This window comes from Paenibacillus spongiae (genome assembly GCF_024734895.1).
GTDB lineage: Bacteria > Bacillota > Bacilli > Paenibacillales > Paenibacillaceae > Paenibacillus_Z > Paenibacillus_Z spongiae.
The window spans coordinates 2,310,171-2,322,622 of the sequence record NZ_CP091430.1 but is presented as its reverse complement, the minus strand read 5'-3'; the positions used below and the strand labels follow the sequence as shown (position 1 = coordinate 2,322,622).

At 55.4% G+C, this 12,452-nt stretch carries 11 protein-coding genes; all 11 read right to left on the bottom strand.

Translation table 11 applies throughout. The annotated features are described in order from the left end of the window. Window positions 1-63: 63 nt before the first annotated feature. Window positions 64-888 carry an ABC transporter permease gene (locus L1F29_RS10610; protein ID WP_258388282.1) on the bottom strand — a complete coding sequence of 275 codons (825 nt, stop codon included), beginning with the start codon at window positions 886-888 and terminating at the stop codon, window positions 64-66. Then, the gene (locus L1F29_RS10605; protein ID WP_258388281.1) at window positions 872-1,690 is read right to left on the bottom strand and encodes an ABC transporter permease; all 819 of its coding nucleotides are present in this window, start codon (window positions 1,688-1,690) and stop codon (window positions 872-874) included. Before L1F29_RS10605 ends, L1F29_RS10610 begins: the two co-directional genes overlap by 17 nt. Further along, the gene (locus tag L1F29_RS10600; RefSeq protein ID WP_258388280.1) at window positions 1,687-2,751 is read right to left on the bottom strand and encodes an ABC transporter ATP-binding protein; all 1,065 of its coding nucleotides are present in this window, start codon (window positions 2,749-2,751) and stop codon (window positions 1,687-1,689) included. Before L1F29_RS10600 ends, L1F29_RS10605 begins: the two co-directional genes overlap by 4 nt. Window positions 2,752-3,100: 349 nt before the next feature. Further along, complete coding sequence (locus L1F29_RS10595; protein ID WP_258388279.1) at window positions 3,101-3,367, bottom strand: hypothetical protein; 267 nt, start codon at window positions 3,365-3,367, stop codon at window positions 3,101-3,103. A 135-nt stretch (window positions 3,368-3,502) separates the two neighbouring features. Further along, a complete protein-coding gene (pyrE, locus tag L1F29_RS10590) occupies window positions 3,503-4,150 on the bottom strand; it encodes an orotate phosphoribosyltransferase (RefSeq protein WP_309252392.1) in 648 nt (215 codons plus the stop codon). Between the two features lies 1 nt (window position 4,151). Further along, window positions 4,152-4,880: an orotidine-5'-phosphate decarboxylase gene (pyrF, locus tag L1F29_RS10585; RefSeq protein WP_258388278.1), complete on the bottom strand. Its 729-nt coding sequence runs from the start codon at window positions 4,878-4,880 to the stop codon at window positions 4,152-4,154. Between the two features lie 106 nt (window positions 4,881-4,986). After that, window positions 4,987-8,199, bottom strand: a complete 3,213-nt coding sequence (gene carB / locus L1F29_RS10580) for a carbamoyl-phosphate synthase large subunit (protein WP_258388277.1) — start codon at window positions 8,197-8,199, stop codon at window positions 4,987-4,989. Continuing rightward, window positions 8,186-9,331, bottom strand: a complete 1,146-nt coding sequence (locus tag L1F29_RS10575; RefSeq protein ID WP_258388276.1) for a carbamoyl phosphate synthase small subunit — start codon at window positions 9,329-9,331, stop codon at window positions 8,186-8,188. The genes carB and L1F29_RS10575 overlap by 14 nt, the downstream gene beginning before the upstream one ends. 268 nt (window positions 9,332-9,599) lie before the next feature. Further along, entirely contained in the window at window positions 9,600-10,886 is a 1,287-nt protein-coding gene (pyrC, locus tag L1F29_RS10570; protein WP_258388275.1) for a dihydroorotase, read from the bottom strand. Between the two features lie 59 nt (window positions 10,887-10,945). Further along, on the bottom strand, window positions 10,946-11,848 hold the full coding sequence (locus tag L1F29_RS10565; RefSeq protein ID WP_258388274.1) for an aspartate carbamoyltransferase catalytic subunit: 903 nt from the start codon (window positions 11,846-11,848) through the stop codon (window positions 10,946-10,948). Window positions 11,849-11,862: 14 nt separating this feature from the next. Further along, on the bottom strand, window positions 11,863-12,393 hold the full coding sequence (pyrR, locus tag L1F29_RS10560; protein ID WP_258388273.1) for a bifunctional pyr operon transcriptional regulator/uracil phosphoribosyltransferase PyrR: 531 nt from the start codon (window positions 12,391-12,393) through the stop codon (window positions 11,863-11,865). Between the last annotated feature and the right edge of the window lie 59 nt (window positions 12,394-12,452).

Here is a 12,452-nt window from a genome sequence, read left to right as displayed (position 1 = left end):
GCCGGATCACTTATCCTACTCGATATATCGACCGTTTCCCCTCAAAAATAAAGTGGATGCCATTCATCCTCTCATTATTATTGCATTGCCGGATGCATACCGCTTAAGACCGATATAAAATAGGATGGTGCTTAAGACGCCCAGTCCAATCGTCACCGCCGCCGCCCCGGCCGCAAAGTAGGGGTTCTGGTCCCGCAGCAGTCCAATCGGCAAATAACTGATATAGCCGGCCGGGACGATCGTGAATAAGAGCATCCTCGCCATACCTTTGAAAATATCGGCCGGATAGGTCGTCAGCGAGACGAAGCTGTTGAACGCTTGTTGGACGATCCCCTCCGCATTGCCGATGAAGAAAGCAAGGCTGCCAACCGCGATCATGAGAAACATGAAGATGCTGCCGCTGACGGTCAGGCCGAGCGCAAACAGAAGAAATCCCCGGATCGTAAGATCGCCTGCCCAAGCATAAACCGCTAGCCCGAACGCGAAATCGCCGATCGCCGTTACCGACATCCGGCTGGCAAGCAGGTGAAGCAGAACCGGCTTGGGCTGCGTCAAATAAACATCCAGCTGTCCCGTCGCGGCAAGAGAAGGAATCCGGTGAAAGTTGCCGAACAGCATATTCGCCCATCCGAAACCGCCTGCACTTACGGCCCACAGCATCATAATGTCGTTATATTCCCAGCCGTTAATGACAGGAAAGCGATGAAAGAACAGCCCCCAGAAGAAGAGCCACATCAAATTGTTAATGAACATCATGCCGGCCATCAGCAGGAAGCTGATCCGATACTCAAGCGAAGAAGCGAGATTCACCTTCCAAATGGTACACAGAAAGCGGAGCACGACCCATGCCCGTATACCTGTACGACGTCCATCAGCCTCCGTTAACATGCAGCTTCGACACCCCTTTCCGGTAAATAACCATAATCCCCGCGCCAAGCACAATGATCCAGGCAGCCTGCAGGGCAAAATATTGGAGAACAGCCGCCTCTTCATAAGCAACCGCCGTACGGGCGGGAATATAAAGCACGGCCTGAAACGGCAGCCAGGCACAGATGCGCTGCAGCCATTCCGGCATCAGATCGATCGGCAGCAGCATGCCGCCGACGGTAAATTTCAGCTTCTGCAGCACAAATTCCAGCCCGCGCGTCTCTTCAATCCAGAATGCGCACAGCGCGACGATGCCGTTCAGCAGAAAAGCAATCGTAAGCGCGCCAGCGCTGAGCGACAATAGTCCCAGCCAGCCAAGGCCGAATGCCGGCGGCCCGACGAATAGCCAGGCGATGAAACTGCCGACGGCCAAATGGATGCCAAAGCGGAACAGCGCTTCCGCCATATACGATGAATAATGATAGCCTAAATAAGAGAGAGGTCGAATGAGCCGCAATGCGATATCTCCGTTCTTCATCTCCTCCTCAATCCGGATGCACAGGTGCGGGCTGGCCATCGTCAGCGCCTCCGTAAAAACCAAATACCAGATGATCTGCTTGAGCGAAAATCCCGCGATCAGCCGCTCCCCGTCTCCCTCATATGCCGCGGTCCACAGCTGGATGAACACGTAGAGGATCAGCAGTAGAAATGAAGCTCTTAATATGAAATCGGCTTTATAGGCCAATTGCTGCCGAAGCGTTATGCGATAAATCGCTTCGATCTTCCGTCCCTTCGCCGACCAGCGCTGCAGCCGTTCACTCATCCGCTTCTCCCTCCTGCACCGGCTCCGGCTTGAAACGATGCATCACGCTCGTCTTCCGATCCAAGCCCGCCCTTTCGCAAGCCGTAAATGTGCTTAATGATTTCTTCCAGCGGCGGATCCTCGACCGTAACATCTTCCAGCTTCACTTTCCCGACGATCGCACCGAGAACCGTATCCATGTCGGTATTGCTGAGATCTACGGACAGCTTCATTCTCCGTCCTTCTTTCGATACGATCTCCGTGCCGGGTATAGCAGCCGTTTGAACGGACATTGGCGAATCGGGTTTCAAGGTGAGGGTAATCGTCTTCCGGTTCAAAATGCCGCGCTTCAACTGTTCCACACTCGCATCCAGGAGAATCCCGCCATGATGAATGACGACCGCTCTCGAGCACAGCTCCTCCACGTCACCGGCATCATGGGAGGTTAAGAAAACGGTGGTGCCTTCCTTGACGTTCAATTCGCGAATGAGCTCGCGGATGCGCTGCTTCACCAGAACGTCGAGGCCGATCGTCGGTTCATCGAGAAACAGCAGCTGCGGCCTGTGGAGGAACGATGCGGCAATTTCACAGCGCATGCGCTCGCCAAGGGAAAGCTTGCGGACCGGTGTGTGCATGTATGTCTCAAGCTCGAACCGTTCAATCAGATCCTTTCTCCGCGCCAAATAATCGCTCCGTTTCAGTTCATAGATCCGGCTGATTAAATCGAACGTGTCTATAGGCGGGAGGTGATACCACAGCTGGGATTTCTGTCCGAATACCGCGCCGATCCGGTAGGCCAGCTTCGTTCGTTCGCGCCATGGCGTATAGCCAAGCACCTCGGCGTTACCGGAGGTCGGATGCAGAATGCCGGTAAGCATCTTGATCGTCGTCGATTTCCCCGCTCCGTTCGGTCCCAGGAAAGCGACCGTTTCGCCGGCCTGAACTGTCAGATTAACGTCGCTTACCGCCGCTCTCTCCACCCATTCCGGCCGAACCAAAGAACGAATGCTGCCGGATAAGCCGGGTCTCTTGCGTTTGACCTGGAACGATTTGCATAGCCCTGCTGTCCGAAGTGCGATCATATTCCTTTCTCCCCTCTGTCGCTTCATTATGGTAAAGCAAAAAAGACCTCGGGCAGCCGCGCCATATTAGGCGGAACTTGCCGGAGGTCTTTTATCCCCACGGTGTAGCATGACTTTTCGTCCTTAGCCGGTTTCGCTTGGTTCGAACCGATCACTCTTCGCAGCCGAGTCATCTTCGGATCCCTAGAAACCCTTCCGTTTGATGTTACACTTTACCATCGGAGCAATTGTTTGGCAAGACATTTCTGTTTAGACGGATCATCGCGAACCGCTATTCATTTTGAACCATATCCATGTAGGAATGACATCTATCGCCGGTCTTGGCTCACGTCATGTTGATAAACAAATGTCAGGTCAATGAGCCCTGTCGTTCTCTGAGATGATATGTAAACCCTTCCAATATTGTGAGCAGCTTGTATTCCATTCTTCTTAAACGGTTGATCGTCCACTGCCGGAACAATTCGCTGTCCTGCAGCCACTGTGCCTTCTGGATCACGCGATAAGTTTCGTCCATTGCCATCAGGGTCTCTTTATATATCGAATATTTATCATACGTATGAACGTGCTGCAGCAGATCTCCCGTCGATTTGAAAAGCTGTTCAAACGATCTTTGCATATTGAGATACCTCGCATTCGTCGAATAGTGACTATTCTTATTTACCCCGCCGATCCCGTTTGAATCAAAAAAAAGAAGAGGCCCGCCGGCAATCATTGCCCGGCTGGCCTCTTCCTTGCATTATATATAGATCACTTACACGCCGAATGCCTGCGGATTCTCGCGCCAGGATTGCAGCAGCGCAACGTCCTCGCTTTTGACAACGCCCTGCTGTACGGCGGTTTCAATAAGCGCCGTATAGTTGGACAGCGTATCCAGCGGAATACCTTCCTCGGCGAATGCCGCGGCTGCATGCGGGAACTGATACGTGAAGATGGCCACGACGCCTTGAACCTCGCATCCGGCTTCACGAACAGCGACGGCCGCTTTCAGCGAGCTGCCGCCGGTCGAAATCAAATCCTCGATGAGGACCACCTTCTGTCCTTTCGTAAAGTGGCCTTCGATTTGATTCGTCTTGCCATGTCCTTTTGCTTTATCCCGCACATACAGCATCGGCAGATTCAGCTTCTGCGCCACCCAAGCTGCATGGGGAATGCCGCCGGTTGCAATGCCTGCAACGGCTTCGCAGTCAGGATGACGCTCCCTGATCACGGCGGCGAAGCCCTCTGCGATCAGCTCGCGAATTTCCGGATAAGACATCGTAAGACGGTTATCGCAATAGATCGGCGATTTCAATCCGGACGTCCACGTGAACGGCTCGTTCGGACGCAGCGCAACGGCTCCGATCTTCAACAATCCTGCAGCGATTTCGTGCGGCAATTGCGCTAGTGTCGGTATACTCATCTTATATCAGCTCCTCAATGATTGATTCCAATGCCGATCTGGGATCCGCGGAAGCGGTAATCGGTCTTCCGATGACCATGTAATCGGTGCCTTGCATAAGAGCTTGACGCGGAGTCATAATTCGCGACTGGTCGCCCGCATCCGCGCCGGCGGGCCGGATGCCGGGCGTTACCGTCTGGAAGGCGCTCCCGCATGCCGCTTTAATGACTTGCACTTCCTGAGGCGAGGCGACGACACCATCCAGGCCGGCTTGCTTGGCGAGCGCCGCATAACGGAGGACGGCTGCTTCGGTCGAACCGCTTATTCCGATTTCCTCATTCAGCACGGCTTGACTGGTGCTCGTCAATTGGGTAACGGCTATGACGGCCGGCCTCTTCGCTCCGGCAGGAAGAACCGCTTCTACCCCTTCCAGTGCCGACTCCATCATGCGAAGGCCCCCGGCTGCATGTACGTTAAACATATCCACGCCCAGTTTCGTTATACTGCTCGCGCCGCCTTTAACGGTGTTTGGAATATCATGCATCTTCAGGTCGAGGAATACGTTATAGCCCTGCTCCTTCAGCCCTGCCACGAATGCCGGACCAGCCGCATAGAACAGCTGCATGCCGACTTTCATGTAGCAGGGAATTCCTTGCAGTGCGCCAAGCAGCGCTTCGGCAGCAGCAGCTTCCGGATAATCCAGCGCGACCATAATACGGCCTGCCGCCGCTTCCCTCGTCAGGTTGTCCATCCTAACGCCTCCTAAATTTCGTTGCTTATTTATACATGGCGAAAGCCTGCTTGTGGGCAGGCTTTCGCAGCCGGTTAAGGCTAGATCAGCGCTTCATAGGTTACTTCTACTGCTGGACCGGCATCGGACGCGAAGAGAAGTTGATCGTTACCAGCATGTTGAGCAGCGCGCGGACCGTGTCCAGCGAAGTCATACATACGACGCCGTTCTCAACCGCTTCGCGGCGAATCCGGAAGCCATCCCGTTCAGGCGTCTTGCCCTTCGTCAGCGTGTTGACCACGAAGTGAGCTTGACCGTCGCGAATGAGATCCAGAATGTTCGGCGAGCCTTCGCTCAGCTTGTTCACGCGCTTCACGCGCAATCCGGCTTCTTCAAGCGAGTCAGCCGTTCCGCCCGTGGCGATAATGTTGTAGCCGAGCTCGTAGAAGCCGCGCAGAATTTCGAGCGCTTCCGGCTTGTCTTTATCGGCTACCGTTGCAATGATTGCGCCGGTTGGCGGAATGCGCATACCCGCGCCGACCAGACCTTTGTAGAGCGCCTTCGCATACTGCATATCGCGGCCCATAACTTCACCGGTCGATTTCATCTCCGGCGTCAGCGTCGGGTCAACGCGGCGCAGCTTCGCGAACGAGAATACCGGTACCTTGACGGAGACATATTCGTCTTCCGGCCATAGGCCTTCCGAGTAGCCGAGCGATGCCAGCTTCGTACCGAGAATGGCCTTCGTCGCCAGGTTTGCCATCGGAATGTTCGTTACTTTGCTAAGGAACGGCACGGTACGCGACGAACGCGGGTTAACCTCGATGACATACACCTGGTCCTGGAAGATGACGAACTGGATATTGACCAGGCCTATTACTCTCAGTTCCTTCGCGATCCTGATGGTGATGTCGACCATCTGCTGCTTCAGCTCATCCGACAGCGATTGCGGCGGATAGACCGCGATGGAGTCGCCCGAGTGAACGCCCGCGCGCTCGACATGCTCCATGATGCCCGGGATGAGCACCGTCTCGCCGTCGCAAATCGCGTCGACTTCCGCTTCTTTGCCGAGCATGTAGCGGTCGATCAGTACCGGATGCTCCGGATTGATCTTCACGGCCTGCTCCATATAGGTCAGAAGCTCATCGTCGGAGTAGACGATTTCCATCGCGCGGCCGCCAAGGACGTACGACGGACGGACAAGAACCGGATAGCCCAGGCTTTGCGCCGTCTCGACCGCTTCGCCTACCGAGGTCACCGTTTTGCCTTTCGGCTGAGCAATTTCGAGCTTACGCAGCAGCGCCTCGAATTTTTTGCGGTCTTCTGCCGCATCGATGCTCTCCAGGTCCGAGCCGAGAATGCGAACGCCGGCTTTCGTAAGCGGCGCAGCCAGGTTGATCGCCGTTTGGCCGCCGAACTGAACGATAACGCCGATTGGCTTCTCCTGCTCGATGACGTTCATCACGTCTTCGAAGAAGAGCGGCTCGAAGTACAGACGATCGGAAGTCGAGAAGTCGGTCGATACGGTTTCCGGGTTATTGTTGATAATAACCGCTTCGTACCCCGCGTTCTGAATCGCCCATACCGCGTGAACCGTCGAGTAGTCGAACTCGATGCCTTGGCCGATGCGGATCGGGCCCGAGCCGAGCACGAGCACTTTCTCCTTCGTTGTCTCGGTTACTTCGTTCTCCGTCTCGTAAGTGGAGTAGTAGTAAGGCGTCGTCGCTTCGAACTCGGCAGCGCAAGTATCAACCATCTTGTATACCGGCTTCAGGCCTTGCTCCAGACGCAGCGCACGAATATCATGCTCATTGATCAGCGTGGAATGACCGCCTTCCTGACGAATTTCGGCGATGGAACGGTCGGAGAAGCCTTTGCGTTTCGCGCTGTAGAGCAATTCGCCCGTCAGAGCTGCAGAGCGGCGAAGCTCATCTTCAAACCGGACGATACCTTCGATTTTTTCGAGGAACCACCAGTCGATGCTCGTCAAATCTTGAATGTCCTGCAGCTGATAGCCGCGGCGGAAGGCTTCTGCGACCAGGAACATCCGCTCGTCGTCCGGCTTCTGCAGACGGTTGCGAAGCGTTTCCTCATCCAATGAAGCTGCTTCCTTCAGATAAAGCCGGTGGGCGCCAATCTCCAGCGAGCGGACCGCTTTATGAATGGATTCCTCGAAGGTGCGGCCGATTGCCATGACTTCCCCTGTTGCTTTCATCTGCGTACCCAGCTTCCGGTTAGCGGAAGTAAATTTATCGAACGGCCAGCGCGGAATCTTCGATACGATGTAGTCCAGCGTTGGCTCGAAGCATGCATAGGTTTGCCCGGTTACCGGGTTGACGATCTCATCCAGCGTATAGCCGGTAGCGATCTTGGCCGCCATCTTCGCAATCGGGTAGCCCGTTGCCTTGGAGGCGAGTGCCGATGAGCGGCTGACCCGCGGATTAACTTCGATGACATAGTATTGATAGCTGTGCGGATCAAGTGCGAACTGTACGTTACAGCCGCCTTCGATATTCAATGCGCGAATGATCTTCAGCGATGCCGAGCGGAGCATTTGGTACTCTCTGTCGGACAGCGTCTGGCTCGGCGCCACGACGATCGAGTCGCCGGTATGAACGCCGACCGGATCGAAGTTCTCCATGTTGCAGACGACGATACAGTTATCGTTCGCATCGCGCATGACTTCATATTCGACTTCCTTCATGCCGGCGATCGATTTCTCGATCAGGCATTGGCTGATCGGGCTGTAACGGATACCCGATGCGACGATCTCAAGCAGTTCTTCTTCGTTCGTACATATGCCGCCGCCTGTTCCTCCAAGCGTATAGGCGGGACGAACGATGATCGGGTAGCCGATCTCATTGGCGAAATCGACCGCTTCTTCCACGTTGGTGACAATAACGCTCTCCGGTACGGGCTGCTCCAGCTCGCGCATCAGGTCGCGGAACAAATCGCGGTCCTCCGCTTTTTCGATGGCGGACAGTTGCGTGCCCAGCAATTTGACATTCTCCCGCTCGAGCACTCCGGCACGCGCCAGCTCAACGGCCATATTCAGGCCGGTTTGCCCGCCAAGCGTCGGCAGCAAGCCGTCCGGACGCTCCTGGCGGATAATTTGAGTGACGAAATCGAGCGTAATCGGCTCGATGTATACTTTGTCGGCCATGTTCGTATCGGTCATAATCGTGGCCGGATTGCTGTTGATGAGGACGACCTCATAGCCTTCTTCCTTCAAGGCTTGGCATGCTTGCGTTCCTGCGTAGTCGAACTCCGCTGCTTGTCCGATAACGATCGGGCCGGAGCCGATCACGAGAATTTTTTTCAGTTCATTATTTCTGGGCATACTGCAGCTCTCCTCTCAATGACTCTGCAAGCTGGGCTTGCCGCGGTTTCTGCGGGTTATTCTTCTTGTGTTCGCGGATCATCTCCAGGAACTCGTCGAACAGGTAGCTCGAATCGAAAGGTCCGGGCGCCGCTTCCGGGTGGTACTGCACCGAGAAGGCCGGATATTCGGTATGCTTCAGCCCTTCAATCGTACGGTCGTTATTGTTGATATGCGTAACTTCCAGCTTCGTGTTCTTGACCGAGTCCTCCAGAACCGTGTAGCCATGGTTCTGCGAGGTGATGTAACAGCGATTCGTCTTCAATTCCTTCACCGGGTGATTGCCTCCGCGGTGGCCGAATTTCAGCTTCGACGTGTCGGCGCCGCAAGCGAGGGCGAACAGCTGATGGCCAAGGCAGATTCCGAAGATCGGATATTCGCCAAGCAGCTCTTGGATCATCTTCACGGCATGCGGAACATCCTTCGGATCCCCGGGGCCGTTGGAGAGCTGAATGCCGTCCGGATTCAAGCGGCGAATTTGTTCAGCCGTCGTATCATGAGGGACGACGACAACATCGCAGCCGCGTTTCGTCAGATCGCGCAGGATGCCGCTCTTCGCGCCGTAGTCGACGAGAACGATGCGTTCGCGTTCGCCCGGGCTGGAGAAGATGCTAGGCGTCGATGTGCGGGCAACTTGATCGCGCATGAGCGGCGATGCCGAGAGCCTTTCTTGCAGCTCTTCCACACGCTCCGCTCCCGTTGTCAGAATGCCTTTCATCGTACCGTGATGGCGAAGAATACGGGTCAGCATGCGGGTATCGATATCGCTGATTCCGATAATGCCGTATTCCTTCAGCAGCCGGTCCAGCGTATATTCCGCGCGCCAGTTGCTTGGCACCGGCTCGTGACGGCGTACGACAAAGCCGTGAATAAACGGGCGTACCGACTCGAAATCATCCCGTGTAATGCCGTAGTTCCCGATCAGCGGGTAGGTCATCGTTACGATCTGTCCGCAATACGACGGGTCGGAGAGCACCTCCTGGTAGCCCGTAATGCCGGTGTTGAACACCACCTCACCGTTCGACTGCCCTTCCGCACCAAAAGCGAGGCCCGTGAACAACGTTCCGTCTTCCAACAACAATCTTGCTTGCATCCGTCTCACTCCTTGTAAAAGTTTTCTGCGATAACATACGTTCGTAAACTTCCAGGCAAGCAGAAAACTCAATTCGGGAGCGTTACTCCGTTTTCTGCGGTAACTGACTAGCATTGACTTCTATGAGAGCAGAAAACTTATTTCGGAAGCGTTCGCCCCGTTTTCTGCCATAACTTACGTTCATTAAACATTCAGGCAAGCAGAACAATCACTTCGGAAGCGTTATTCCGTTTTCTGCGATAGCTTGATGATTGTCATTCGTCTCTTATTACTCTGACCAGACGACGTTGCCGTTAACTACCGTGAATACCGGCCAGCCATACAGCTTCCACCCGCCGAACGGCGTGTTCGTCCCTTTGGATAAGAACGTCTCCGGCTTCACCTCGCGCTCGCCTTCCAGGTCGACGATGGTCAGATCCGCAGGCTTGCCGACGGCGATACTGCCTTGCGCAAGGCCGAATACGCGAGCCGGATCCTCGGTCATCCGCTTCAGCAGAAACCCGAGCGTCCACTTCCCGGTCCGTACGAACTTCGTGTACAGGAGCGGAAACGCCGTTTCGAAGCCGACGATGCCGAACGGCGCCAGATCCACGCCGCGCGCTTTCTCCTCCGCACTATGCGGCGCGTGGTCGGTGACGACCATATCGAGCGTGCCGTCCTCCAGGCCTTCGATAACCGCCTGAACATCGCGCGGCGTCCGCAGCGGAGGGTTCATTTTCCAATTGGCGTCAAATCCCGGAATATCTTCATCCGACAAAATCAAGTGATGCGGGCAAACCTCTGCCGTCACGTTGATTCCGATTTGCTTCGCCATCCGGATGAGCCGGACCGATTGCTCCGTGCTGACGTGGCAGACGTGGTAGTGAACGCCTGTCGCTTCCGAGAGGAGAATGTCGCGGCCGACATGGATGGCCTCGGACTCATTCGGTATTCCCTTTAACCCGTGCTTCTGCGCAAACTTCCCTTCGGACGCCCAAGCTCCTTTGACCAGCGAGTCGTCCTCGCAATGGGCGATGACCGGCATGCCGAGGGACTTGGCCAGTTTCATGGCATCCTTCATCATCTGCGCATTCTGAACGCCTACGCCGTCGTCCGTATATCCGATCGCGCCGGCTTCCTTCAATGCGGCGAAATCCGTCAGCTCGCGTCCGAGCTCGTTCTTCGTAATGGCTGCATAAGGCAGCACCTTCACAACGCCCTCGGCCGCCGCTTTGTCCAGTATGTACCGGATCGTATCGGGCGTATCCGCCACGGGGCGCGTGTTAGGCATGCAGGCGATGGTCGTGAACCCGCCTTTGGCAGCGGAACGCGTGCCGCTCGCAATATCTTCTTTATATTCGAAGCCGGGCTCGCGAAGATGGACGTGCATATCGATAAACCCTGCGGACACCAGCTTTCCGGCTGCATCGACCGTATCATGTCCTGCCGTTTCCGGAAGACCGCCTTCACCGTCCACAATCGCCTGTATGACGCCATCGCCAACTTGTATATGCTTGGTTGCTAGGCTTCCCGCCGATTCGTCCCACAGCTTGCCATTCAAAATCCATAATGCCATAATGTCAATCTCCTTTCGCTATCCCAACCTCCGGCTCTATCCGGTCATATATGATCTCTTTAGCTGAGCGCGCGCTCGATAACGGCCATTCGAATCGGAACGCCGTTCTGCATCTGCGGAAAAATGCGCGATTGCGGATGCTCTACCAGCTCATCGTCGATTTCCACGCCGCGGTTGATCGGGGCCGGGTGCATAATAATGGCATGCGGCGCAAGACGTTTGGCCCGCTCAACCGTAAGACCGTAATGTTCCCGGTAATCCTCGGCTGACTTGATGATTCCATGCTCATGCCGTTCCAGCTGCACGCGCAGCATCATGACCACATCCGATTGAAGCGCTTCGTCTATCGAGACGTAAGGCGCGTCCAAATCCGCAGAAGCCATGTTGCCCGGAGCGCAAAATTTGACGTTGACGCCGAATTTCCGCAGCGCATACAGGTTTGACCGCGCTACTCGGCTGTGCAGAACGTCGCCGATGATGGAAACCGTCAGCCCTTTCAGCTCGCCAAAATGTTTGCGCATCGTATACAAGTCGAGCAGCGCCTGCGTTGGATGCTCATTGTTGCCGTCTCCCGCATTGATGAGCGGCACTTTGATTTTCGTCGCCAGCTCGGCGAGTACGCCGATCGGTTTCAACCGGATTACCCCCACATCGATTCCCATCGATTCCAGCGTCCGAACCGTATCGTATATCGATTCGCCCTTCTGTACGCTCGATACGGCTGCCGAGAAATTGAGCACCTCGGCCCCCAGCCGTTTCTCGGCTACCTCGAACGAGAAGCGCGTTCGCGTGCTGTTCTCAAAAAACATGTTGGCAACGAATTTGCCGGGAATGACCGGCTGCACTTTGTCCGCCTGCCCTTCCCAGTATGCCGCGCGGTCCAGTATCGAAACGATCTCTTCTTTGTCGAGATCTTTCAGTCCGAGCAGGCTCCGTTGTTTCAAAGTCGTGATAGTCGCCATATTCATCTGCCCCCTTAATGGATTATCGTTACTTTATCCTCATCGTCCACTTCGAGCAGCGATAATATGATTTGTTCCTGTTTGGAGGTCGGCACGTTCTTGCCGACGTAATCCGGCCGGATCGGAAGCTCGCGGTGTCCGCGGTCCACCAGGACAGCCAGCTGAATCGATTGCGGCCTGCCGCAGTCCATCAAGGCGTCCATCGCGGCCCGGATCGTCCGCCCGGTGTAGAGCACGTCATCGAACAGGATAACGCGTTTGTCCTGTACGTTCAGCTTCTGCCTGCCGTCGTCCTTAGCGGCACCCGAATCCTTGCCCCGGTCATCGCGGTACAGCGTAATGTCCAGCTCGTTAACTTCCACCGGCAAACCTTCGATTTCGCGAATGCGGTCCGCGATTCTTTCCGCGATGTAGATTCCCCGCGTTCGGATACCGATCAGCACGCACCCTTCTATTCCTTTATTCTTTTCGACAATTTCATGCGCGATTCGCGTGAGTGCCCGACGGATCGCCGTTTCGTCCATGATGATACGGCCTTCCTTCATATGCGTTCTCCGCCTCCTTAAAGTTACCGGTTGCTCCGAAGCCATAAAAAAAACTCCCT